Genomic DNA, 25310 nt, shown 5'->3' with positions numbered 1-25310 from the left:
GTCAGCTATTTTTTTACCAAGGAAGATATTTTTTCCACCAACTTGTTTTTTTCTTTTCTTCAGTCGTTTTTTCAAATTCTTCTTTATCATCGACGTGATCCATACAATATTCAGTCGGTTCGGTACCTTTAGCGAAATACATTTTCACAGAAATAGGACAATTTTTTGTAGCAATTTTACCGTTCTCTGGATTGATATTAACCGCTACGACGTCACTTGGTTGTTTAAATTCTTTTTTTGGTTGTCCATCTAACCCTTTCTCCATCGTATCAGTCCATATTTTCTTCGCATATCCTTGTTCTGCTACGTTTGAAATAGATTTAGGTTGATCATATCCGACCCACACACCAGTTACGATTTGCGGAGTAAATCCAATCATCCAACTATCCGTTTCAGTAGAACCAGATTTGCCGGCATATGTTCTTGATAGTTTGGATAACATCGATTGACCAGTTACAGCAGCATAGCTGCTTAGTTTCTTATTAAACATACCAGTCATCATTTCTTCCATTACAAACGCTTTGCTCTTGTCGAGAACTTGTTTACTCTCTAAATGAGCATCGTATAATATATTTCCTTCATGATCCATAATGCGGCGAATGAAAGTAGGTTTTACTTCTTTTCCACCATTTGCGAACATGCTATAAGCGTTAACCATTTCAATTGGTTTTACTGGTGATGTACCAAGAGCTAGAGAAGGAACATCTTTTAATGCACTTTTAATTCCAAATTGTTTCGCTGTTTTTGCAAGCGCGTCATCGCCTAAAAACAAATTCGTTTTCACAGCATAAATGTTATCAGAGACTGCGAGAGCTTGTGCCATCGTTACGAAATCATCTGCATAATAATCTTTATAGTTCTTCGGTTTATACTTTGAAACGCCGTCACCTAAGGTGAATACAGTATATTCGCTTTTTAAGCGCGTAGCAGGCGTGAATCCTCGTTCTAATGCCGCATAATATAGAAATGGCTTAAATGTAGAACCAGGCTGACGAATGGCTTGTGTAGCCCTGTTAAATTGACTTGTAGTATAATCAGTTCCACCAACAAGAGCAGCCACTTCACCTGTCTTTGGATTCATAGAGACGAGAGCAGTTTGTATGTTTGTTGTGTCAGGTATGTGATCTTTTACAGCTTGTTCTGCTACAGCTTGTAGTTTAGGGTCTAGCGTTGTATAAATTCGCAAGCCACCCCATTGTAAAGCTTGTTCGTCTAATCCAACATCACGAAGGAGCGAAGCTTGTACAGCATCTTGGAAATATGGTGCGACCTCTGCTACTTTTTTCGTATCTAATGAGGCAAAAGTTAGTGGCTCTTTCTTCGCTAAGGCTGCTTGTTGCTTCGTAATATATCCTTGTTCTACCATTTCATCTAATATGAGAGCTTGTCGTCCTTTCGCACGATCCTCTTTCAAAAAGGGCGAATAGACACTTGGCCCTTTCGGGATACCTGCGAGCATACTAGCTTCTGCTAATGTTAACTCTTTTGCCGTTTTATCGAAATATAGACGGGATGCAGCTTCGATGCCATAAGCGCCATGTCCGTAATAAATTGTATTTAAATATCCTTCTAAAATATGATTTTTATTATAATTCACCTCAAGGCGAATTGTGTACATTGCTTCTAATAGTTTACGTTTCCACGTTTTATCATGATCTAAGTAAAGGTTACGAGCATACTGTTGTGTAATCGTACTAGCACCTTGGACTTTTGCCATCGCTTTTAAATCGGCAACAATGGCACCAGCAATACGTTTCATATCAAAGCCATGATGTTTGTAGAATCGTTGATCTTCAATAGATAGTGTCGCCTCTTTTACATAAGGTGAAATTTCATTAAGAGATACATTGTAACGTTTTTGCATTTCATTACTTTGTCCTATAACAGTGTCATCATTTGCGTAAAAGACGCTTGTTTGCGGGACCGCAACAGGAGGAGGTCCCATAATTTTTGCAACTATAATAATAACAAAAAAAGAAAAAACGAAGAAAAGGACGCAAGAAAACATTGCGGTGAAGAAAAGACGTTTATATTTTTTAAGTTTTGGATTCATAGTTTGATCCATCTTTTTTCAGCCCCTCATTAATACAAGCGTTATTGTATTAGTATTGAGGGTTTTCATTTATTTTAAACAATGAAATTTCGAAAATAAAAAAGCCCCTTCCATTAAGAAAGGAGCTCAAAGGCACGTGCTGGCCAATCAGTAATGATGACATCTACACCATAATCAATCATAGTTTGTAAATCTTTGTATTCATTAATTGTATATGGACGGAAAACATACCCTTGCTCTTGTGCTAACTGCACAAATTCTTTCGTTAATAACTGGAAGTTTGGATGTAATCCATTTGCTTCTCTATGTTTTGCTTCGGCAATTGGATCAGCAAGTGGTGTATCATATAAAATTGCTCTTGGGATTTCAGGAGCAATTTCTGCTAATAATGAAACAGAGTCATGGTTAAATGATGAAAATACAATTTGATTAGAAAGATGATATTCACGCACAAGTGCAACAGCTTTTTCCTCAATATTTGGGTAATGAATAACATCTGTCTTTAATTCAATATTTAGTTGTAAGTTCGTTGTGGAAAGCCAAATGAAAACCTCACGCAACGTTGGGATTTTTGCTTCATGGAAAGAAGGGTCTTTATAGCTACCAGCGTCCAATGATTGTAGTTCCTCTACCGTTTTTTCCGAAACAAGTCCAACGCCATTTGTTGTACGATTGACGGTTTCATCGTGAATTACGACAAGTTCACCATCTTTTGATAAGTGGACATCGAGTTCAATTCCGTGAGCGCCAATGCGTTCTGCTTCTTGGAAGGCAATCATCGTATTTTCGGGATGTGTTCCTTTTACTCCGCGGTGAGCGAAAATAAGTGGTTTACTCATGTGAAATTCTCCTTATTATCTCTTTTCTTTCATTATGAAACTGCTTTAGGGAAAATACAATTGAATATGACAAACATTTACAAAAGTCTAACAGTTGCACAAAAGTTAACGTTAACGTAAAATGTAATAATCAAGTGAAGGGAGGAATAAACATGTATAAAATTGATGAAGTAACAAAGCAAGTTGGTTTGACAAAACGTACACTTCGTTATTATGAGGAAATTGGTTTAATTCATCCCCCTGAACGTAGTGAGGGGAACATTCGCCTGTATACAGACGGGGATATCGCCAGAATTAAAAAAATTGTGGAAGCGAAAGAAGTGTTAGGAATTACGCTTCAAGAGATGCAGCATTTTTTATCGTTAAAAGAAAGAATGGAGCAAAGAAGAAGTAGTGAAAATCCTCGTGACCGTGAAGTGATTCAAGAAATTAAAGAGATGCTTGAACAACAAGTGCAAACGCTAGACGAAAAAATGGAGCAAATGCAACGTGTAAAGGCAGAACTCGAAGATAGTTTACATCGTGCAGTAACATTTTTAGAGAACACAAAAGGAGAGTAATCAAAATGGAGAGCAAACAAAAACTAGGGAGATTGATTACAGTGGTGGCTACCTTCCTTGCCTTTTCGGGTATAGGGGTAGTTGACCCAATTTTGCCAATTATTGCTGAGAAAATCGGTGCAACGCATTGGCAAGTTGAAATGTTATTTACCGCTTATATTTTAACGATGGCAATCATGATGTTACCAGCTGGTATATTTGCATCGAGATTTGGTGATAAACGAATGATGACAATCGGCCTTGCAATTGTGACTGTATTTGCGTTTATATGCGGTATATCGCAAACGATTGCTCAATTATCTCTTTTCCGCGCTGGATGGGGATTAGGAAATGCGATGTTTTTTGCTACAGCAATGACGCTATTAATAGCATTAAGTAAAGAAGTTCATGAAGCAGTAGGATTATACGAAGCAGCTATCGGTTTAGGCATGGCTGGCGGACCATTATTAGGCGGGATATTAGGTGGTCATTCTTGGCGTTATCCGTTTTTCGCGACAAGTATTTTAATTTTCTTAGCATTTATTTTAGTATTCTTTTTTGTAAAAGAACCGGAGCGAAAAGTGAAGCGTAAGGCTGCTGGGGTAGGAGAATTACTTAACCTGGTGAAGTATAAACCGTTTATGCAAGGTGCGATTTCAGGAATGTTATACTACTACGGATTTTTCGTTGTGTTAGCATATTCACCACTTATTATGCATTTATCAGCTATTCAATTAGGCTTTGTATTTTGCGGATGGGGGCTCGCGTTAGCTTACGGTTCTGCAATTTTAGCACATAAGCTAGAAGGGAAATATGAACCAAAAACATTATTAAAGGGTAGTTTACTCGTATTTGCGATTTTCTTAATTGCACTATTCTTTGTGAAAATTATGTGGTTACAAATTACTCTTATCGTTTTATCAGGATTGGCATCTGGCTTAAACAATGCATTATATACAAGTTATGTAATGGATATTTCACCTTATGAAAGATCTGTTACGTCAGGTGTTTATAACTTTGTTCGTTGGTTAGGTGGTGCGATTGCTCCAATTTTATCAGGAATTATCGGTCATACTGTTTCACCACAAAGTCCGTTTTTAGTAGGTGGAATTGTTGTGTTAGTTGGTTGTATTATGATCCTAATTCCAATTCGTAAACCAGTAGAAATAGAGACAAAAGCCCTTTCTTAAGAAAGGGTTTTCTTTCCTTTTACGGTGCAAACCCTTTCCGCACATATGTTAGAACCCTCTGACTAAAATATATTTTCGGTATTTTTGTACTTTTAACTATACATTTTGGATGTTTTGTTTTATTTTTGTTAGGGGACATTAATGATGTCCCTATTATAAATTTGCATTGAAAGGCGTGATTGTACGATGGAACTATGGTTCACTGAAAAACAAACAAAACATTTTGGGATTACGGCGCGTATTAACCGCACATTACATACGGAGCAAACAGAATTCCAAAAACTAGATATGGTTGAAACGGAAGAGTTCGGAAACATGCTTATTTTAGACGGCATGGTTATGACAACAGAAAAGGACGAGTTCGTTTATCACGAAATGGTAGCGCACGTACCTTTATTTACACATCCAAATCCTGAGAACGTATTAGTTGTTGGCGGCGGCGATGGCGGTGTTATTCGCGAAGTGTTAAAACACCCAAGTGTAAAGAAAGCAACTCTTGTTGAAATCGATGGAAAAGTAATTGAGTACTCTAAACAATACTTACCATCAATCGCAGGTGCATTAGATAATGAGCGTGTAGAAGTAAAAGTAGGAGACGGTTTCCTACACATCGCAGAAAGCGAAAATGAATACGACGTAATTATGGTAGATTCTACTGAGCCAGTAGGGCCAGCAGTAAACTTATTTACGAAAGGTTTCTACGCTGGAATCTCTAAAGCGTTAAAAGAAGATGGTATTTTTGTTGCACAAACGGACAACCCTTGGTTTACACCAGAACTAATTACGACTGTGTTTAAAGATGTAAAAGAGATTTTCCCAATTACTCGTTTATACACAGCTAATATTCCAACATACCCAAGTGGTCTTTGGACGTTCACAATTGGATCTAAAAAACATGATCCACTAGAAGTAAGTGAAGAGCGTTTCCACGAAATCGAAACGAAATACTACACAAAAGAATTACACAATGCAGCATTCGCATTACCGAAATTTGTTGGCGATTTAATTAAGTAAGAGAATTGTATCAAACAAATAAAGTGTAAGTAGCTCATTTAAGGTGTTTGTCCAGAAGACTTGAACATGCTAGCTACTTACACTTCTGTAGAGAAAATCGTCTTCTTATTGTTAAAAAGAAGACCCGGTAAATCGAGAAAGAGGAGCAATTCGCTCCAAATTTGAGAAATAGTGAAAGGTTGGGATACCTTAAGTTCCACATAAGGAGGAAAAGAATATGCGTTTTGATGAAGCTTATTCAGGTAAAGTATTTATTAAAAGTCATCCAAGTTTTGAAGAGTCAAAGGTAGTTATTTATGGGATGCCTATGGATTGGACAGTAAGTTACCGTCCGGGATCTCGTTTTGGCCCTGCACGTATTCGTGAAGTATCAATCGGTCTTGAAGAATATAGCCCGTATTTAGATCGTGAACTAGAAGAGGTAAAATATTTTGATGCGGGTGATATCCCATTACCATTTGGAAACGCACAACGCAGCTTAGACATGATTGAAGAGTATGTATCAAAACTTTTAGATGCCGATAAGTTTCCACTAGGTCTCGGCGGTGAGCACCTAGTGTCTTGGCCAATTTTTAAGGCAATGGCAAAAAAATATCCGGATTTAGCAATCATCCACATGGATGCTCATACTGATTTACGTGAATCGTATGAAGGGGAGCCTTTATCCCACTCTACACCAATTCGTAAAGTGTGTGATTTAATTGGTCCGGAAAACGTATATTCTTTCGGAATTCGTTCTGGAATGAAGGAAGAATTTGAATGGGCGAAAGAAGTAGGTATGAACTTATACAAATTTGACGTATTAGAACCGTTAAAAGAAGTATTACCGAAACTTGCTGGCCGCCCAGTCTATGTCACAATCGACATTGATGTATTAGACCCAGCTCACGCTCCAGGAACAGGAACGTTAGAAGCTGGCGGTATCACATCTAAAGAATTATTAGATTCCATCGTAGCAATTGCAAATTCAAATATAAATGTAGTTGGAGCAGACTTAGTAGAAGTAGCTCCAGTCTACGACCATAGTGATCAAACACCAGTCGCAGCAAGCAAATTCGTGCGGGAAATGCTGCTCGGTTGGGTGAAATAAAAGTGAAGCCGACTGTTTAGACCCGGTGACTAAGGTTCTTTCCTGCAAAAGGTGCTTTTTACCTTTTGGCAGGGAAGGTTCTTAGACGCAAGGGTCTAGGAGGCGTAACTGGATAAAATAAAAGCGGAAGCGGCTCGCTCAGAATGTGAGGGGGATGGAGCTTCAGACGTAGAGGCGCTTTTTGCCTCGAAGGAAGAAGCGAAGCCACCGATCATTCTAGCCGCTGCAGCTAGATAAAGTAAGAGCCCTCTATATGATTAGAGGGCTCTTACTTTGTCGTTATGTGTTGGTAAGTCGATATATTAAAAAAATCGCTGATATATTTAAAAAACCGCCGATATAATTTCATTTACCATTATGCAACCTTCTCTTCCGAAGTAACTCCGCGAATTTCATCAGCAGAGCGGATTGGATATTTACGGAACACAATAGATCCAATGTATCCGACAATAGTGGTAACGATTCCACATAGTACGGCAGCAATCGTTACTTTTATAACGTCATTAAATCCGAATAGGACAAGAAGACCTGGAATTGGTGATGCTGTTCCTGGTGCATTATTAACAAGTTGGAATAGCGATGTAATAATACCGGCAAGTGCACCGCCAACGAAATTTGTCATATAGATAGGAATTGGATTTGCTGAGACAACATCGGCTTGTGTTAAAGGCTCGATTGCTACAGCAATTGTATCTTTCTTTGAACAAATTTTTAATCGTTTAAAGAAAATAAAGTTCATCGGGGCTGAGGCCGCAACGGCAAGACTACCAATCGCCATTGGTAAACCTGTTAATCCAAGCATTGCAGTTAGTGCCATAGAACTCAGTGGAGAGGTAGAAATAACTGTTATTAATCCACCAAGCATAATACCCATAATGATAGGACTTTCTGTAGTTGCAACTGAAATCATAGAACCGATTTTACCGAGTGTTGCGTTAACGAGCGGATCCATAAGCATTGCCATTCCGCGTGAGATTGGTGCAGCGATAAATAGGATTGCTAAAAATTCCACGCCAGCTGGTAATTTCTTTTCGAGAAATTTCACGACGAAAGCACAAACGTATCCAGCGAAAAATCCTGGTAAAATACCGAATCCACTAGTAGCGATACCAATTAAAACAGCGTATACGGGGGAAACACCGATTGCTAATGCGACTAAAATCGCTGCTGCGACACCGCTCATACTACCGGAAGCTTCTCCTACTGATTGTAAAAAGTCATTATGAAACATTTCTCCACCTATATAACGGTGAAATGCTTCAATAAGAAAACTTGCGATTGCTGCATTAGCTAAAGCACCCATCGCCTTCATTCCATAAGGCGCACGGTAACTAAAAAGTGTAAATAGACAAAGTACAACAAGTAATAGTGCTAAACCTTGCAAGATAGCCATTTGAAAACTGTCTCCTTTGATTTTTGTAATAAAAATTCGTATCATTCAATAATAATATAAAAGTGTATGAAACGGAAAAATTTTTTCTTGGGAACTTGCTGTAAGAAAAAATCCCTTACAATAATGTAAGGAAAGTGTAAGACTTTTAGATAGAGTATAGTATGCTCTTTTCCGTATAATACAAGTATAGATATAATACTAGTGAGAAAGAAGTGCAAACAGGAGGTTCATGTATGAAATTGGTAATTAAAGTTTTAGCTGTATTCGCCATTATTCTAGGTGGAACAGCGTATTATTTGAACACAAAAACAGAAGGTGTACATGCTTTTGTAGACAACTTCTTTTCAAATAAAGAAATACAAGATTATTATGCGGTTATAGATAAAGGTGAGAAAAAAGACGGAGAATACTTGTATACTTTTAAAGGGTATACAGAAGACGGAAAGTTACAGATCATTAAAAGAATGATGAACCGTGAATTGCATACGGGGGCGTTTATAAAAATTTATGCAAAAGGTATGCAAGGAAAAGGATGGGCTGAAATCCCGAAAGAATCTATTCCACAAAAAGCGTTGGAAAAAATAGAAAAACCATAAAAGGAGCGACTCATTCGCTCCTTTTTAGTGCGTTAAAATAGTGATAGATGTTTTTTCCTTGTTAGAAATAATTTTTGCACGTCCACCAATTGGAAAAGTGAAAATCGGGGTTGTATGCCCGAAACTTGCGTTTGCAATGATAGGAATATGTGCAAGTTCAGGTTTTGAAGCAATCATTTCTTGAATGTCTTCTATCGTACATTCTGCACCTTTTTGCATCTTTCCTATAATGATTCCCTTTATGTATTCAAAATCTTGCTGCTGCATAAGGGAATGTAAATAACGATCAAAAGTTTTAAGAGTAGATGTTCCAGTTAAACTATCTTCTTCAATAAATAAAATTTTGTCCTTTAAATTTGGCATATATGGTGTGCCTTGCAGTAAGTTAAATGTGCTCATATTGCCACCGATAATATCTCCCGTAGCTTCTCCTTCCTGAATTGAAACGTATCCTTCATTTTTAATAAATTCTCGATTTTCCTGATCTATATACCAAGAATCATCGCTCCATGTTTCAGATGGCAGGACTTCAATAGGCTCATTAGAAGTTAAGCACTTTAAAAAGTAATCGGTTGTATACTCGAGCCCTTTCTCCATTCCAAAGGAAGAGAAATGGGGTCCTGAATATGTAACGAGCCCTGTTTTTGCGTAAATTGCATTATTTAAAGCAGTAATATCTGAATAACCACAGAAAAATTTCGGGTTTTTACGAATTAGATCATAATCGAGATGTTTCAATAAACCATTGGAGTTGTATCCGCCAAGTGTCGTCAAAATAGCTTTTACATTAGGGTCTCCAAATGCTTTATGGAGGTCTTGAATGCGGGAAGAAATAGAAGAGGAAGCAAATCGATCTATCTCATCGGCATATTTTGAGAATGTAACTTGAAAGCCCATGTCGGTTAATCTTTTTATAGCAAGTTTTTTATTTTCATTTGAAACAATACTTAAACTACACGATGGTGAAATCACTCGTATTTCATCACCCTTTTTTAACTTTGTTGGTATCACTATACTCACCTCTTTAATTGAAAGAATATTTAGATTTAAAAAATATTTTATCATATGAAATAAAGTAGAAGTGAATTATTTTTTGAAATGGAGTTTTCCTGATTTTTCAGCAGACAGACAGAGTCTTTTTTTGATATGATAGGAAAAGTGATTTATTATAAGTAGTATTTAATATCTATAACATTTGAAAGGTGTGCAAGACGTGGAGAAACAACTTGCAGGCTTGCCGGTACACGTTCATTTCGTAACAGAAATCCGTGAAGGGGCGAGGAAGGAAACCGTTGCTTTTGAAGCAAATGGTCAATACTATGTAAAAGGTCAAGGTACATATGTAACATTCCAGGAGCCGAACGAACAAGGCGAAGTGAAAACAATTATTAAAATTCAAGATGAACAAGTTCTCATTATGCGTTCAGGTGCTGTTTCTATGCGTCAGACGCATGTGAAAGGTGAATGGACAACTGGTACGTATACGAGTGAACTTGGTACGTTTGCATTGCAAACAAAGACTGATAACGTTCTTTTTAAATGGTCGGATGAAAAGAAAAAAGGACAACTCTTCTTAACTTACGCATTGCTTCTAAGTGAACAAGAAGCTGGCAGATATACTATTACAATTAATTTGAAGGAGGCAAAATAATGAATTCCTTAGAACAAGTAAAAGGATTGATTAAAGAAGAAATTCAGGCTGCTGTATTAAAGGCAGAATTAGCGACAGAAGAACAGATTCCAAACGTTGTATTAGAATCTCCAAAAGATAAAACAAATGGTGACTTCTCTACAAATATGGCAATGCAACTTGCACGCGTTGCGAAAAAAGCACCTCGTATGATTGCAGAAGAACTAGTTGCAAATTTCGATAAAGCAAAAGCTTCTATTGAAAAAATCGAAATCGCTGGTCCTGGTTTTATTAACTTCTATATGGATAATAGCTACTTAACAGATTTAATTCCAACAATCGTAAACGCTGGTGAAGCTTACGGTGAAACGAATACTGGTAAAGGTGAAAAAGTACAAGTTGAGTTCGTATCTGCGAATCCAACAGGTGACCTTCACTTAGGGCATGCACGTGGTGCGGCAGTAGGTGATACTTTATGTAACCTATTAGCAAAAGCAGGCTACGATGTATCTCGTGAGTACTACATTAATGATGCTGGTAACCAAATTCATAACTTAGCTCTTTCTGTTGAAGCTCGTTACATGCAAGCTTTAGGCTTAGATAAAGAAATGCCAGAAGACGGTTACCATGGTGCGGATATCATTGGAATCGGTAAACGTTTAGCTGAAGAATTCGGCGATCGTTATGCGAAAGCTGATGAAAAAGAAAGCTATGAATTCTACCGTGAGTACGGTTTAAAATATGAATTAGCAAAACTTCAAAAAGACTTAGAAAGCTTCCGTGTTAAATTTGATGTATGGTTCTCAGAAACATCACTATACAAAAACGGAAAAATCGATCAAGCTCTTGCCGTATTAAAAGAGCGCGAAGAGATCTTTGAAGAAGATGGAGCAACTTGGTTCCGTTCAATGACTTACGGTGACGATAAAAACCGTGTATTAATTAAAAACGATGGTTCTTACACATACTTAACGCCAGATATCGCGTATCACCGTGATAAATTAGAGCGTGGTTTTGATAAGTTAATCAACATTTGGGGTGCTGACCACCACGGTTACATTCCTCGTATGAAGGCTGCTATTCAAGCACTTGGTTACGATAAAGAAACACTTGAAGTAGAAATCATCCAAATGGTACAACTGTATCAAAACGGTGAAAAAATGAAGATGAGTAAGCGTACGGGTAAAGCAGTTACACTTCGTGAGCTTATGGAAGAAGTAGGCGTGGACGCAATGCGTTACTTCTTCGCAATGCGTAGCGGTGATTCTCATTTAGACTTCGATATGGACTTAGCTGTATCAAAATCTAATGAAAACCCAGTATACTATGCACAATATGCTCATGCTCGTGTATGCAGTATCCTTCGTCAAGGTGAAGAGTTAGGATTAGCTACAGGCGGAGATGTGAACTACAAGCTTGTTACTTCTGAGAAAGAAGTAGAGTTACTGAAAAAACTTGGTGAATTCCCAGCTGTAGTTGCGGATGCAGCACAAAAACGTCTGCCACACCGTATTACAAACTATGCATTTGAATTAGCAGCAACATTACACAGCTTCTACAATGCAGAAAAAGTATTAAACCAAGATAACTTAGAATTAAGTAAAGCTCGTTACGAGTTAATGAAGGCAGTACGCACTACACTTCAAAATGCATTAGCAATCGTAGGAGTATCTGCACCAGAAAAAATGTAATGAAGAAAAGCGGAAGCGGACTTTCGTTTTTAAATAAAAGGCAATCACACGATGTTGTGATTGCCTTTTTATGTGGAGATAATAAAAAAATAAAATTTTATCAAACAAAAGAGGAATTTGCGTCGTCTTATATAAATGACAGGAGGCGTATGATGGAAGAAAAGATAGAAGAATTAATTGATATATATAAGAAGCAAATATATTCCTTATGCTATAAGTTAGCGAAAACGAAAGAAGATGCGGAAGATATTTTTCAAGAGACGTGGATAAAGGTTTTTTCATCAAGGCACCAACTTTCTTATGTGGATAATTATAAAAAGTGGATTACTACAATTTGCGTTTGTACATTTTATGACTTTTACCGCAAGAAGAAAAGATGGAAAGATCGCGTATTAGATTTATTTCATAAAGAAGATGGTGGAGAAGTAGAGTTTGTAGATGATGTGAATATATCAGAGGAAATCATTCAAAAGGTAGAAGCGGAAATGATATGGGAAGTTATACATTTATTAAATGAAAAATATAAAACGGTACTCGTACTCTATTACTATGAACAATATTCTTACAAGGAAATGAGTGAAATATTAAATATACCGATTGGTACGGTAAAGTATCGGCTTAATTATGGGAAAAAGAAAATGCGAGAACATTTGGAGGGGTTCGTTCATGAAGGAAGATAAATTTGAACAGAAAATAAAGAGCAGTTTAGCAGGAGAGATAATTCCAAGCGAAGAGCTAATCAATAACACGAAGCAGAGTGTGCGAAAGGCTCAGAAGTTAGAGAAGAGGTGGCTAATTAGTATTCATGCCATTTGGATTGTTTTGTTAACAATTGTTATAGAACAATTTATCACTCATTTGGATCATAAAATTCCTATGCTGATAGCAAGTGTGATTATGATGCACGTATACGTTCCGATATATGTTGTAATACAGTCATTTTTAAAGAAGGAGTATAAATTACATGATAGAGTTCGCTAATCCATTTGTAGTATTTGAGATAGCTGGGATTACAATGTTTTTGGCTTTTATAGCACTTTTAATATGTGTTGGGTCATGGGTATATACAGATGCTAAAGCACATCAAATGAGCAAAGGATGGAGTATTTTAGCAGTTATATTACCATTCTTTATTGGTTTTTTATTATATATGGCAAGAAGAAGTAAAAAGAAGGTTGAAGGAGAACGTAAGGTGAATTTTGTTAAAAAACAGAAAGTAACATTAGTTGCGATATTGGCAAGCACAATGTTTGTATTACTTAGTGGTTTTACTTTTGCACAAACGTTAGATGATGCGTGGAGAGCCGGATATATATATTTAGCAAATGAGAAGCAAGGGAAAACAAGTTACGAGGCAAAATTCTCATCATGGGATATTGCCGGTAAGGATATTGAATTTCAGTATGAAAAGGATACAGAAGTGACATTTTCTTATGAGACAGATGCAAAACGAGGAAACTTATGTTTTAGTGTGTATGAAAGACAAGGAGAAGGTATAAAAGAGTTAAAGGAAATTTGTGAATCGAAAAAAGGTACTTTTACAATTACTTTAAAAGCAAATGAGGAATATGTATTGAATATAAGCGGATTAAAAGTAAAAGATGGATTTGTAAAAGTGAATTGGGAAGAGAAATAAAAGGGTCCTATAAAGGACCTCTTTTCTATTGAATAGTATAAGTAACAGAAAAACTAACAGGACTATAGTAAACGTAAGGTGCATGAAATTGAACGTACATATTTCCATCTGTTTTTGCAGTGAAAATTCGGCCGTAACCATCAGAATAACGTCCAATAAGGTTATGATTTGAGTCATAAACACTGTAACTAGGAGTTTTGCTGTTAGGTTGAATTGTTAACTCTTGTCCCTTTTGAAGGAAAACAGGTTCTTGTTCAGAACTACCTCCAGTTTGCAAAGAATAAAATTTTGTAAAGCTTTGTTCTTGAGCGGCAGCAGCGACTTTTGTTTCAGGAATAAACGCGGTAGCGCCGGTAATTCCTGCTAAAGTTAACGCACCTGCTAAAATCATTTTTTTCATAATAGAAAAAGCCTCCTTATTAGTTGTAATCAGTTTTGTTACAATTAATATTGTATACGATAATGGGTAGGATAAAATATGCTTTTATGCATATATATTTTTTCTCAATAAAAGACCACTGATAAAATCAGTGGTCTTTTAAATGATTAAGCAGCTTTCTGTTCAGTTTGAGGAACAGGTTTTTGAAGCGAGTTATAAACTCCTGTTCCGATAACGTCTAATGCCATTCTCATTCGTTCAGGTGAAATGTTTTCTAATACGTTATCTTGAGGTGTATGGTATACCTTCTCAATATGATAGATTAATGGATTCCAACTATCGACACCCATCCAAATAAATAGAGCAGCAGGAATACCAGCTTCAGCAAATGGAACATGATCACTAGAACCGAATTTACCTTGTAGGACGAGGTCATTATTTAGTTGTTTACCTGCTTGCAAGGCAGCATCTGTTACAAAGTTTGTAGAGCCATCAGGTGTCATTGCGTATAAATTCTTTGCTTTATCATAATTTGTTGCAACCATGTCGGCGTTAAAGACACCTAAAATACGGTCGCGTTCTTTTTGGGATAGACTATTCACGTAATAATCCGAACCAAGTAATCCAGTTTCTTCAGAACCAAAGGTAATAAAGCGAATTTCTTTATCAGTTTCTACATTTTGAAAAGCACGAGCTAGTTCTAATACTAATCCAGTTCCAGAAGCATTATCATTTGCGCCAGGTGCTCCGACAACACTATCATAGTGCGAACTTACAACGACTGCTTTTTCATTACCTGTACTCTTTTTTGGTTTCTTTTTTGCGATAACATTTTGAGATGTTAATTTAGATTCATGTCTTGCCTTTAGAGAAAGGATTGTAGTTCCTTTTTTCGCAATTTCTTCTTTAAATGCATTTCCTTGCGCATAAGCAAGGCCAAATACAGGTACAGATTGTTTTTTCGTTAAACGAGGATTGAAAGTTTGCCCATAATTTCCGCGTCCGCCAATTAAACTGTATAAAAGAACACCTTTTGCACCTTTGCTAACAGCATTTTCAACTTGTTTATTATAGTCGGTAACTGTCGTTCCTCTTTCAAATAAAACAATTTTACCGTTTACTTCATTTGGAATATCTTCTAATTTTGTCCCACCTTCAACAAAGATAAGGGGAGCTGTAACAGCTTCTGTAGAAATTAGTGCATTAGGAGCAGCACCAGCTTGCCAATTACGTTTTGTTGATAGGGGTGATTCAATGAATCCAACGTATTGATCGGGCACCTGAAATGGTTGATATTCTACTTCATAGCCCATTGATTTAAGCTGCATACCAATGTAACGAGAAGCCCATTCTTCGGATTTTGTTCCACCGGGGCGAGGACCAATTGTTTCAGATAAGAAACGAACATGTTCAATCGCGCGGTTTGGATCAATCTGTTTTGTAATAGATGGAGTTTGTGTAACCTCTGACGTGGAATCCGCTTTTGCTTGCCCAATTGGAGCTAAGCTAACAGCAAGTGATACAGCAAGCAAAGAGCTTACTATTTTTTGTTTCAATGATTTTCTCATTTTTTCCTCTCCTATTCTTCTATTCTCTCTGACTGACAAAAGAAGACGGATAATGACTTTATTTTACCTTCACACCTTTTATTTTTCAATATTCTGACATTGAGAAATAAAAAAACGATATATGCATATTTGCATATTTTTGAGGGAGATATGTATGCTATCATTTTAAACGAAGGTTCGCTTTCTACTCTGAAAGCTCCTACATTGCATGAATCTAGTGTACCCAAACTTTAGATTATGTAGAGGAATGGAACCACTGTAGGGTTTCATTTCTCATGTTTGAATCAGTTGATGGTAATTATGTTTCCGCATTTCATAATTATTATCAGTGATATATGTAAGGCATCCATATGAAAATAAGAGGCTGTTCAAAGGTTTTCCGTACTTTTGGGCAGCCTCACCCCGTTAAAAGGACGATACTTTATGTATCGTCCTTTTTGTATAAAAAAACATCCAATCAATTGAGAGATTGATTGGATGTGAAAAAATTATTAATAATTTTTTTTGCGTTTTGTAGCTAAAATACTTAATAATCCAGCTAGTAGAAGAACAATACCTACTGTTTGTGTAGGGTCTTCTTTATGACCTGTATTTGGAAGGTGCTTATCCGTATTTCGATCATCTTGCTGTTTGTTATCTGTTTTATTCGATGTTTCTTCGGAAGTTCCGTTTTCGTGTTTCTCAGGTGTTTCATTATTTTGTTCTTCAGAAGTTCCGTTTTCGTGTTTCTCAGATGTTTCATTGCCTTTGTTATCTTCTTTATTTGGAGGAGTAATTGGCTTGTCATCTCCACCTGAAGAAGATTCAATTTTTTTATTTGAAACTGTAATTTGTAGTGGCTTAGCTTGGGCTTTATCAATTGTAAAGTTTATTGGTGATGCATCTAATTGATAGCCTTTAGGAGCCTTTGTTTCTACTAATTGATAATTACCAGGTTTCAAATCATTTACGATTACTTTTCCGTGTTGATCTGTTTTTAAACCTTCTCGGATGACTTTTCCATCTTGGTCTAAAATATTGAAAATGGCACCTTCAAGTGTTCCGTGGTGATCAATATCAACTTTAGTTAACTCAATTGAACCTGTTGTTAAACTATTTAAGGCTGTAACAGAGGTAACCTGAGATTGTCCTTTCGTAATTGTAAAAGGAATTGGTTTAACGTTTAAATCATAGCCAGTTGGAGCTTTCGTTTCAATGAACTGATAATCTCCCGGACGTAAATCAGAAACTGAAATCTTCCCATCTTTATCAGTAGTTAAATCAGTGCGAACAATTTTACCTTTCGCATCGATGATGTTAAACACTGCATCGGAAAGTTTTGTATCTGGATTTATATCATCCACTTTTATTAATTCTACAGCACCCTCAGTTAAGCTATTTGTAGCAGTAACTTGGAGCTTTTCTTTTTGGCTTTTCTTAATTGTAAACTTAATAGGTGTACTATCTAATTTATAGTGTTCAGGAGCTTTCGTTTCAATAAACTGATAGTCCCCAGGACGTAAATCAGAAACAGAAATTTTTCCATGTACATCTGTTGTAAGTTCAGTGCGAATGTCGTTACCATTCATATCAGTAATTTTAAATATCGCATCTTTAAGAGCAGTACCATCTACATCATCTACTTTAGAAAGTTCCACAGTCCCTTTCGTTAAGCTATTTGTAGCTGTAACGGAGATAGGATCAGCTTGGCTCTTTGTGATTGTGAAAGGAATTGGCTCTTTGTTTAAATCATAGTGTTTCGGAGCCGTTGTCTCGATGAATTGATAATCACCAGGACGTAGGTCAGAAACGCTAATTTTACCTTGTTGATTGGTAACAAGATCTTTGCGAATTACAGTGCCATTCATATCCACAATTTTAAATACTGCGCCTTCAAGAGTAGTGCCATCGATGTCATCCACTTTAGAAAGTTCTACGCCGCCTTTTGTTAAACTATTTTTCATAGTAACGGTAGCAATATCTTTTTGGCTTTTTTCAATTGTAAATATAATTGGTTTTTTGTCTAAATCATAGTGTTCAGGAGCCGTTATTTCAACGAATTGATACGTACCAGGACGTAAGTTTTCGATAACGATTTTACCTTCACTGTTTGTTTTTAAATCTGTTTTAAGTACTTTGCCATCTTGATCTAGTAAATTAAATACCGCATCGGCAAGTTTTGTTTGAGTGTTTAAATCATCAACTTTAAGTAATTCGATACTACCTTGTTTTAAGCTATTTGTAGCAGTTAAAGAAATAACTTTCTTCTGTCCTTTTTCAATAGTGAATTTGATTGGTGTTTCATCTAAAACGTAATGCTTAGGAGCTTTCGTTTCGATGAATTGGTAATCACCAGGACGTAGGTCGTTAATTTCGATTATTCCTTGTTCATTTGTAACAAGGTCTTTATGAACTACATCACCGTTCATATTAACAATTTTAAATACTGCATCTTTAAGAACAGTGCCATCAATATCGTCTACTTTAGAAAGTTTAACTGCACCCTTTGTTAAAGCATTTGTAGCAGTGATATGAAGAGTTTCAGTTTGGCTCTTTTTAATTGTAAATACGATAGATTTTTTATCTAAATCGTAATGTTCAGGAGCAATTGTTTCAACGAATTGATACGTACCAGGACGTAGATTTTCAACAACAATTTTACCTTCAGCATTTGTTTTTAAGCCTTCTTCAACTAGCTCACCGTCTGCATCTAATAAATTAAATACGGCGTTAGAAAGTTTTGTATTTATATCAATATCGTCAATCTTTGTTAGTTCAACGCTACCTTTTTTCAAAGCATTTTTGCCTGTAACATTGATCTCTTTCGCTTGACTTCTTTCAATTGTAAATGGAATCGTTGTTTCATCTAATACATAGTGCTCAGGAGCTTTTGTTTCAATGAACTGATAGTCTCCAGGGTGTAAATCAGAAACAGAAATTTTTCCGTTTTTATCAGTAACAAGATTCGTATGAACTTCCTTACCATTCATATCAACAATCTTAAAGATTGCACCTTCGAGCATCGTACGATCGATGTCATCAATTTTTGTTAATGTTACTGCACCTTTCTTTAAACTGTTAGTAGCGGTAACAGTAATATTCTCTTTTTGACTTTTTTCGATAGTGAACGGAATAGGATCTTTGCTTAAGGTATAGTCTTTTGGAGCTTTTACTTCAATAAATTGATAGTCTCCAGGACGTAAATCAGAAGCAGTAATTTTACCGTTTTTATCAGTCGTTAAACCTTTTCTAATTACCTTTTTAGTATCATGAGCGTCAACGATTATAAATTCTGCACCTTCAAGAGTAGTGCCATCAACATCATCAACTTTTGTTAAAGTGACGCCACCTGTAAGTAAACTATTTTTTACAGTAACAGGGATAGGAAGATCTTCCTTACTACCTTTTTTAATTGTGAACTTAATAGGTGTTTTGTCTAATTTATAATGTTCAGGGGCTTTTGTTTCGATAAATTGATAATCCCCTGGTGCTAAATCAGGAATAACTAATACTCCGTGATCATCTGTTGTTAAATCTTTCATAATTTCTTTGCCAGTTGCGTCTTGCAATGTGAATACAGCGCCGGCAAGAGCTTTACTACTTTCCACATCATCTTCTTTAATAAGTTTAACTTTTCCTTTCGTTAAACTATTTTTAAATGTAAGTGGAAGGAGTTTTTGTTGTCCTTTTTCGATTGTAAATTCAATTGGTTCTACATTTACATCGTAATAAGTTGGAGCCTTTGTTTCGATAAGTTTATAGTTACCAGGACGTAAGTCATCTACAACTAGCATTCCGTTACTATTCGTAACAAGGTCCGTACGAACATCTTCATTAGTATCTCTATTAACGATTTTAAATACTGCACCTTCAAGTGTTTCCTTTTCATCTGCAGCATTCACTTTTGTTAACTCAATACCGCCTTTTGTTAAGCTGTTTTTAGCGGTAACAGTAGCCTGAGTTGTTTGACTTTCTGTAATCGTAAATTTAATTGGTTTTGTATTTTTGTCGTAATACTTCGGTGCTGTTACTTCGATAAATTGATAATCGCCAGGGCGTAAGCCAGTAGCGATAGCTTTACCATCCGCACCAGTTTTTATATTTTCGCGAATGACTTTCTTTTCATCATTTGCATCAACAATTTTAAATACAGCACCTTCAAGAGCTGTACCATCGACATCATCAACTTTTGTTAATTCAACATCTCCTGGTTTTAAAGCATTTTCAGCTTTCACAAGTAGAGTTTCTTTCTGACTTCTATCGATTGTAAATTCAATAGGTTCTGCTCGTAAAACGTAATGTTCAGGAGCAGCTATTTCAATGAATTTATACGTACCAGGACGTAGGTTACTAACTTTAACTTTACCGTGTTTATCAGTAGTTAAGTTAGTGTGAGGGGAAACGTCATTATTATTTGTATCGACAAGCTTGAATACTGCACCTTCAAGTGGTTTTTTCTCACCAAACTCATCAACTTTTAATAATTCAACTTCGCCCGTTTTTAAGCTGTTATTTGCCGTAACAGTAGCAAGAGCTTGTTGGCTTTTATCAATTGTAAACTCGATAGGGTTTGTACTTAACGTATAATCCTTAGGAGCTTCTGTTTCGATAAATTTATAAACACCAGGCTCTAGATCTTTAACGGTAACTTTTCCATCTGAACCTGTTTTTATATTTTCACGAATTACTTGTTTCTCGTCATTCGCATCGACAATTTTAAATACAGCACCTTCAAGGGCAGTGCCATCGACATCATCGACTTTCGTTAAAGTGACACCACCTTTAATGAGGTGATTTGTCGCGGTAACAGTAAGTGCTTTCTGTTGGCTTTTATCAATTGTAAATTTAAGCGGTTTTTTATCTATTTCATAATGTTCAGGTGCTTTCTCTTCAACAAATTGGTACTCTCCAGGAAGTAAATTTTTCGCTTCGATTTGTCCGTTACCATTTGTCGTTAATTTGGTATAACCAGGAATTCTTTTGTTATTTTGGTCCCGTACACTAAATACAGCACCTTCTAAAGTATTACCCTCTTTATCAACTTTTGTTAGGATAGCTGAGCCTCTAATTAAGCTGTTTTGGGCCGTTTTATTAATTACTGTTGTTTGATCTTCCTCGATTGTAAATTCAATAAGTCGATCATCTAATTGATAATGCTCAGGAGCCTTTATTTCTTTTAAATAGTAAGTTCCTGGTTTTAAATTATCTACAGTAATTTGTCCTTTATCATTTGTTGTTAATTTTTCGTGTTCTGAAATTATTTTTTTGTCTTTATCAAGTAGTGTGAAAACGGCACCTTGCAGTGTGACGTTTTTATTCAGGTCATCAGACTTTGTTAAAACTACTTTACCGACAAACTTCTTATTTGCAAGTTTATATGTTGTAGTCTCTTGTGTACCAAGTTCAACAATTTTCCCTTGTTTTAAATCCCAGCTAATTACATAGCCTTCAGGAGCCTTTGTTTCTTTTAATAAATATTTATCGCGTTTCAAATTATTAAATTTAGCGATACCGTCTTTGTCTGTTGTAATTTTACGGATAACAGTTTTACCTGTACGATCGTATAAAGTAAATTCTGCCCCAGCTAATAGTGCGTTCTTATTGTCGTTATCTACCTTTATAATTTCAAGGTTTCCACGGCCTTTAGTAGCAGATCCTCCGCCTGAACCAGAAGACATTCTCACTTCAATCGTTTCAGTAGTTTCTGTGTTTTTAACTGTCAACTTATTGCCTGTGATTTTCGCTTTATTACTTACTTTTTCTTTATCATATGCATTAATAAGTGAGCGATATTCTAAAATATAAGCTCGATCAATTTTTTTCAAGAAGGCAATTTCGAAATGTTGCTTTCCGGTATTATTGTCTGTTGTTATTTTGAGTTTATAGTCTGTTCCTTCTTTTAATTCGTTTACTGTATCTTTTGTTAAATTTCCATATGGATCAACAGTTGTAGGATATAAGTGGAATGAATCTTCCACAATTACCTGATTTTCGGTTGGATCATCTGTTACAACGGCATCTGCAATGGTTGATTGGCTTTCGTTAATTGCGATACTCCAATTAATATAGTTGTCGTCTTGCACAGCTTTTTTAGTAACGAAGCTGCCACCTTTATTTACTTGAGTGTCACCTGTAAGGGTGTTTACAATTTTAGAGCCATCTTTTAAATCTGCCTCGTTTTTGTAGGTGCCTTGGATAAGTTCACCATCAAGGCTTGTTTTAAAGATAATATAGTAAGGTGAATTAATTGATTGTTTGAAATGAACCTTTAGGGTGTTTTTATTTTCCTCTGTAGGTTCTTCAAGTTCATATTTCTCAGTTGGTACAGCATTACCAGGTTGTGCATTATCAGGATTTCCATTTAAAATCATATCGCGCACTTCAATGGATCCAGGCACTAACTTTTGTTTATCTTGTATGACGTCTATAACATAAGGATCTTTAATCTCGACATTATTATAGTTAAAGCCTATTATCCAAGTAATTTCCTTCGTTTGGGCGTTATAAGAACCGTATTTATAACCATTTGCCTTTGTGAAAGTATCAGGATCGAAATTAGCTTCAACTTTATTTGATTGTGGATTAGAATCCGTATCTATCCAAGAAAGGTTACCTGTATTTTTAAATGAAGTTTTACCACTTTCTAGCTTTGTATAATCAAAGTCTGTCGTATATTTTACGACTAATGTCTTTGTCATATTAGACTGATACGTACCTATAAGAGTGATTTTGAAGCCTTTATCTGTTACATCTAAAACATAGTCAGTCCCAGCTTGAAGGGTATAATTTCCGTCTTTAATTTCTAGTTTCTTATCTTTTAATTGTAATCCACCATGATCAAAGGTGTCCGTAATAATCGCGTTGTTTAATGGATAGTTGTTATTATTTACTATAATTGTCCAAGTTGTTGTTTTGTCTTTATAATTTGTTTCAGCTTTATTATTAGATTTAATAATATTTTGCTGCTTGAAGCTAGCTTCATTTTCTTTACTTGAATCATTATCAGCTGTAACTTTATTTTTTACTTTTCCATCTTCTATAACTTTATTAGTTGGCTTGGTTTTATAGGTAATCACATAAGCACTATTAATATCATCATTAAACTGTAAATCGAATCCATTCTTCTTGTTACTTACAGTGTAATTATTAACAGCGTCTCCTGTTACAAGCGTTCCTTTTTCATTATATGAAGCGTTTTTTACAACAATAGAATTTGCATCTAGTTCGTGTGTATCGTCAAAAATATCTTTTAAAATCGCATCTGCTTTTTTGATCTCTCTTTGATCACCATTGTAAGTAATTGTCCACTCAATTGTTTGCGTCTTTGGATCATATTTACTTGTTTTATTTAAGTGTGTACCACGAGAAACCGTTACAGTAGAGCTTGCGTTTTGTTGCTTTTGATTATCACTCGTTATCGTAACGTTATTTCGGAAACTTTTAATATTTTCATCAGTAACTTTTGTGGCATATTCGATTTGATATGCTTTATTGATAGAATCTTTGAAAGCAATCTCCAATTTTGAACCATCTGATGAAATAATATTGTAATCTGTTGGCTCAGCTTCTGCACCACGCGTTACATTCCCATTAACATCAACTTCTAAATAATAAACTTTAATAGAATCTTTATTTAAGTTTGTACCTTGTGGAATGTTATCTTTAAAAATAGCGTTTTTAAGGGTGTCTTGCGTTTTGTTCATCTCTACTTTCCAATTAATTTCATTTGTATTAATTGGTCTATCAGGTAATCCTTTTTTATTCGTAGCTGTTTGTACATTAGGCTTAAAGTCAACTGTAATAGAAACATCCTTATCTTTAATCGGGAAAGGAATTTCTTGTGTTGTTGTACCTTTAATTTCAGCTTTATTAAATTCTGTCTTTAATTGTAGGTTACCAGCAACATCTGGATGCTCTTCAACATAATCGTTGAATGTCATCGTGACTTTTCCATCTTTTGTAACAGTAAAATTACCAATTTGATGGTTTTCACTATCATATAAAGGACTGTTAATTGTATTGTAAATCTTAAAATGTTTAGGAAGATCAAAAATATAGTAATCTCCATTTTTCACATTCATTGATTTTAAAAGTTCCCATGTAAACTCAATATTGGCAGGGGAATCTGTACTTGGACGGTTATCCTCTGTAAATGGTTTTCCGTCTTTATCCGTCAACTTTACACCGGTTAAAATGTTTGTTGTTATTTGCTTTGGACCTGAATTTGTATTCTCAGCAGGGCCGCTTGATAGCTTTTGTTCTGGATTGTCAGTAGCAATTTTAGCTGCTGGGTTTTGTTCCAGATTATCAGTGGCAGTTTTAGCTGCTGGGTTTTGTTCCGGATTATCAGTGGCAGTTTTAGCTGCTGGGTTTTGTTTCGGATTATCGGTAACAGTTTTAGTTGCTGGGTTTTGTTCCGGATTATCAGTAACAGTTTTAGTTGCTGGATCTTGCTCCGGATTGTCAGTAACAGGTTTAGCTACTGGATCTTGCGCTTGTTTATTAGTATCCTGTTTGGTGCCATCTTCTTTAGAGTTTTCTACTTGAACAGGAACTGATATAGGCTGAACCATTGTTCCTAAAGGAAAAGCGATTTGAACTGATTTTTCCCCAGTTTTTAAAGTTGAGTTAAACACGGTATCAACTTTAATTTTTCCTTTAGCGTCTTTCAAATTTTCTACTTGATCATTAAATATTAATTTTAATTTATTATCTTTAGCTGTTATAAAATATTGACCAATATTTTTTTGATCTGTTACTAAATCCCCTTGCAAATCTTTAGATACTTTTAATGCAAGTGGTATTTGAACTACTGCTGTATCATTTGCGTGTGCAACTTGTTGATCCTTTATTGACCAAGCGTATTCTACTTGAATGGTTGATCCTATCTTTATTAAATTGTTAGGATTTTTTGCTTCGTCAATAATATGATTCGTCGCATCTTTCATTTCAACAGTGTCAAATAAGGAATCTCCTGTTAAGGTTTCCGCTCTTACTTGATTGTATGGAAAACTAGCAAGTTGCGAAAATAGTACGAATACAATTAAACATACATTAAAAAGTTTTTTCATTTTTCCTCCTCTGAACATTCATTTGTCCATTGGGGACTTATTCCACATGAACAAATGGAATATTAAAAGTATTTGTTATAAGCTATTTATTTTTGTTATCCCTCCGTTTCTATACGCGTTCTCAGACAAACAAGATTATGTTCAAAGTAAAATTGTTTAACGTAAAACAAAATGTATATTTACACAGTTCTGTGGAAATATACACAATTCGACAAAAAATGTCGAAAAAAATACTGATATAAAGAATGATATCAGACCTTTATATGTGAGATAGTTTTCATGTATATCTAGTAAAAAAGAATGGTTATAAAGGTAAGTTTTACGATACATACTAACCAATGTAGTGTATCCCTTTGTGAAGGCTTATTTTTGCCTTAAAGTTATGTGGAAATAAAAATCTAGATAGGGTTGGTTTTGGTCAGAATGAAGACAATATGTACTTTGAAAATAGTCATCTATTTTGTCTAAAGAGAGTTGTGCGATTAGTGGACCGAAGTTGAAAGATGATAGTTTCTTACATTGTTAGATAAATATAAGGATTACAGAATATTCGACTAACACGTTACTACGGTCATTTTTGAGACTGTTTAAACAATAAGAAAGAAGGTGTTTTACTCCTTAGTTACAATATCTTTTTAGTAA

At 35.6% G+C, this 25310-nt stretch carries 17 protein-coding genes; 10 read left to right on the top strand and 7 right to left on the bottom strand.

Going from position 1 to position 25310, the window contains the following annotated elements:
- Positions 1–13: 13 nt before the first annotated feature.
- A complete protein-coding gene (locus tag MHB52_RS27555) occupies positions 14–2065 on the bottom strand; it encodes a transglycosylase domain-containing protein (RefSeq protein ID WP_061664280.1) in 2052 nt (683 codons plus the stop codon).
- A 101-nt stretch (positions 2066–2166) separates the two neighbouring features.
- Complete coding sequence (locus tag MHB52_RS27550; RefSeq protein WP_061664281.1) at positions 2167–2892, bottom strand: glycerophosphodiester phosphodiesterase; 726 nt, start codon at positions 2890–2892, stop codon at positions 2167–2169.
- A gap of 152 nt (positions 2893–3044) precedes the next feature.
- Between MHB52_RS27550 and MHB52_RS27545 the strand changes: the two genes are divergently transcribed.
- The 4 genes from MHB52_RS27545 to speB all read left to right on the top strand — a co-directional run bounded on the left by MHB52_RS27545 (position 3045) and on the right by speB (position 6725).
- Positions 3045–3452, top strand: a complete 408-nt coding sequence (locus MHB52_RS27545; protein ID WP_061664282.1) for a MerR family transcriptional regulator — start codon at positions 3045–3047, stop codon at positions 3450–3452.
- A 5-nt stretch (positions 3453–3457) separates the two neighbouring features.
- Entirely contained in the window at positions 3458–4621 is a 1164-nt protein-coding gene (locus MHB52_RS27540; protein ID WP_000444233.1) for an MFS transporter, read from the top strand.
- Positions 4622–4807: 186 nt separating this feature from the next.
- Positions 4808–5635, top strand: a complete 828-nt coding sequence (speE, locus tag MHB52_RS27535) for a polyamine aminopropyltransferase (protein ID WP_000424696.1) — start codon at positions 4808–4810, stop codon at positions 5633–5635.
- A gap of 217 nt (positions 5636–5852) precedes the next feature.
- Positions 5853–6725, top strand: coding sequence for an agmatinase (gene speB, locus MHB52_RS27530; RefSeq protein ID WP_001209831.1), 873 nt, complete (start codon positions 5853–5855; stop codon positions 6723–6725).
- A gap of 355 nt (positions 6726–7080) precedes the next feature.
- Here the strand turns inward: speB and MHB52_RS27525 are convergent, their stop codons facing one another.
- Complete coding sequence (locus tag MHB52_RS27525) at positions 7081–8118, bottom strand: PTS sugar transporter subunit IIC (RefSeq protein WP_000996328.1); 1038 nt, start codon at positions 8116–8118, stop codon at positions 7081–7083.
- Positions 8119–8351: 233 nt separating this feature from the next.
- Here MHB52_RS27525 and MHB52_RS27520 point away from each other — a divergent pair, with 233 nt between their 5' ends.
- On the top strand, positions 8352–8714 hold the full coding sequence (locus MHB52_RS27520) for a YxeA family protein (protein ID WP_000779920.1): 363 nt from the start codon (positions 8352–8354) through the stop codon (positions 8712–8714).
- A gap of 24 nt (positions 8715–8738) precedes the next feature.
- On the opposite strand, the gene MHB52_RS27515 is transcribed toward MHB52_RS27520, so the two are convergent.
- Positions 8739–9725 carry a S66 family peptidase gene (locus tag MHB52_RS27515; protein ID WP_061664283.1) on the bottom strand — a complete coding sequence of 329 codons (987 nt, stop codon included), beginning with the start codon at positions 9723–9725 and terminating at the stop codon, positions 8739–8741.
- Between the two features lie 202 nt (positions 9726–9927).
- On the opposite strand from MHB52_RS27515, the gene MHB52_RS27510 reads away from it, so the two are divergent.
- The 5 genes from MHB52_RS27510 (at position 9928) to MHB52_RS27490 (ending at position 13671) form a co-directional block, all read left to right on the top strand.
- Positions 9928–10365: a DUF1934 domain-containing protein gene (locus tag MHB52_RS27510; RefSeq protein WP_000414867.1), complete on the top strand. Its 438-nt coding sequence runs from the start codon at positions 9928–9930 to the stop codon at positions 10363–10365.
- The gene (gene argS / locus MHB52_RS27505; protein WP_001086447.1) at positions 10365–12035 is read left to right on the top strand and encodes an arginine--tRNA ligase; all 1671 of its coding nucleotides are present in this window, start codon (positions 10365–10367) and stop codon (positions 12033–12035) included. The genes MHB52_RS27510 and argS overlap by 1 nt, the downstream gene beginning before the upstream one ends.
- Before the next feature lie 152 nt (positions 12036–12187).
- Entirely contained in the window at positions 12188–12715 is a 528-nt protein-coding gene (locus MHB52_RS27500) for an RNA polymerase sigma factor (RefSeq protein ID WP_016118955.1), read from the top strand.
- On the top strand, positions 12702–13016 hold the full coding sequence (locus MHB52_RS27495) for a hypothetical protein (protein ID WP_016118954.1): 315 nt from the start codon (positions 12702–12704) through the stop codon (positions 13014–13016). The genes MHB52_RS27500 and MHB52_RS27495 overlap by 14 nt, the downstream gene beginning before the upstream one ends.
- The gene (locus tag MHB52_RS27490; RefSeq protein ID WP_061664284.1) at positions 13000–13671 is read left to right on the top strand and encodes a hypothetical protein; all 672 of its coding nucleotides are present in this window, start codon (positions 13000–13002) and stop codon (positions 13669–13671) included. Before MHB52_RS27495 ends, MHB52_RS27490 begins: the two co-directional genes overlap by 17 nt.
- A 25-nt stretch (positions 13672–13696) precedes the next feature.
- Here MHB52_RS27490 and MHB52_RS27485 read toward each other — a convergent pair whose 3' ends face one another.
- The 3 genes from MHB52_RS27485 to MHB52_RS27475 all read right to left on the bottom strand — a co-directional run bounded on the left by MHB52_RS27485 (position 13697) and on the right by MHB52_RS27475 (position 24668).
- Positions 13697–14071 (bottom strand): hypothetical protein, encoded by a 375-nt coding sequence (locus tag MHB52_RS27485; RefSeq protein WP_000738223.1) that lies wholly within the window; start codon positions 14069–14071, stop codon positions 13697–13699.
- A gap of 146 nt (positions 14072–14217) precedes the next feature.
- Complete coding sequence (locus tag MHB52_RS27480) at positions 14218–15618, bottom strand: M28 family metallopeptidase (protein ID WP_016118952.1); 1401 nt, start codon at positions 15616–15618, stop codon at positions 14218–14220.
- A 491-nt stretch (positions 15619–16109) separates the two neighbouring features.
- A complete protein-coding gene (locus MHB52_RS27475) occupies positions 16110–24668 on the bottom strand; it encodes a SpaA isopeptide-forming pilin-related protein (RefSeq protein WP_061664285.1) in 8559 nt (2852 codons plus the stop codon).
- Positions 24669–25310 lie beyond the last annotated feature (642 nt).

The organism is Bacillus sp. FSL K6-0073, assembly GCF_038006085.1.
Taxonomy (GTDB): domain Bacteria; phylum Bacillota; class Bacilli; order Bacillales; family Bacillaceae_G; genus Bacillus_A; species Bacillus_A cereus.
This window is presented reverse-complemented; position numbering and strand designations above follow the sequence as displayed.

Excerpts from the sequence above, each read along its gene's own strand:
- MHB52_RS27555 (WP_061664280.1), bottom strand. The coding sequence starts at position 2,065 with ATGGATCAAACTATGAATCCAAAACTTAAAAAATATAAACGTCTTTTC.
- MHB52_RS27495 (WP_016118954.1), top strand. The coding sequence starts at position 12,702 with ATGAAGGAAGATAAATTTGAACAGAAAATAAAGAGCAGTTTAGCAGGA.
- MHB52_RS27520 (WP_000779920.1), top strand. The coding sequence starts at position 8,352 with ATGAAATTGGTAATTAAAGTTTTAGCTGTATTCGCCATTATTCTAGGT.
- speE (WP_000424696.1), top strand. The coding sequence starts at position 4,808 with ATGGAACTATGGTTCACTGAAAAACAAACAAAACATTTTGGGATTACG.
- MHB52_RS27475 (WP_061664285.1), bottom strand. The coding sequence starts at position 24,668 with ATGAAAAAACTTTTTAATGTATGTTTAATTGTATTCGTACTATTTTCG.
- MHB52_RS27540 (WP_000444233.1), top strand. The coding sequence starts at position 3,458 with ATGGAGAGCAAACAAAAACTAGGGAGATTGATTACAGTGGTGGCTACC.
- speB (WP_001209831.1), top strand. The coding sequence starts at position 5,853 with ATGCGTTTTGATGAAGCTTATTCAGGTAAAGTATTTATTAAAAGTCAT.
- MHB52_RS27485 (WP_000738223.1), bottom strand. The coding sequence starts at position 14,071 with ATGAAAAAAATGATTTTAGCAGGTGCGTTAACTTTAGCAGGAATTACC.
- MHB52_RS27490 (WP_061664284.1), top strand. The coding sequence starts at position 13,000 with ATGATAGAGTTCGCTAATCCATTTGTAGTATTTGAGATAGCTGGGATT.
- MHB52_RS27550 (WP_061664281.1), bottom strand. The coding sequence starts at position 2,892 with ATGAGTAAACCACTTATTTTCGCTCACCGCGGAGTAAAAGGAACACAT.
- MHB52_RS27525 (WP_000996328.1), bottom strand. The coding sequence starts at position 8,118 with ATGGCTATCTTGCAAGGTTTAGCACTATTACTTGTTGTACTTTGTCTA.
- argS (WP_001086447.1), top strand. The coding sequence starts at position 10,365 with ATGAATTCCTTAGAACAAGTAAAAGGATTGATTAAAGAAGAAATTCAG.
- MHB52_RS27545 (WP_061664282.1), top strand. The coding sequence starts at position 3,045 with ATGTATAAAATTGATGAAGTAACAAAGCAAGTTGGTTTGACAAAACGT.
- MHB52_RS27480 (WP_016118952.1), bottom strand. The coding sequence starts at position 15,618 with ATGAGAAAATCATTGAAACAAAAAATAGTAAGCTCTTTGCTTGCTGTA.
- MHB52_RS27500 (WP_016118955.1), top strand. The coding sequence starts at position 12,188 with ATGGAAGAAAAGATAGAAGAATTAATTGATATATATAAGAAGCAAATA.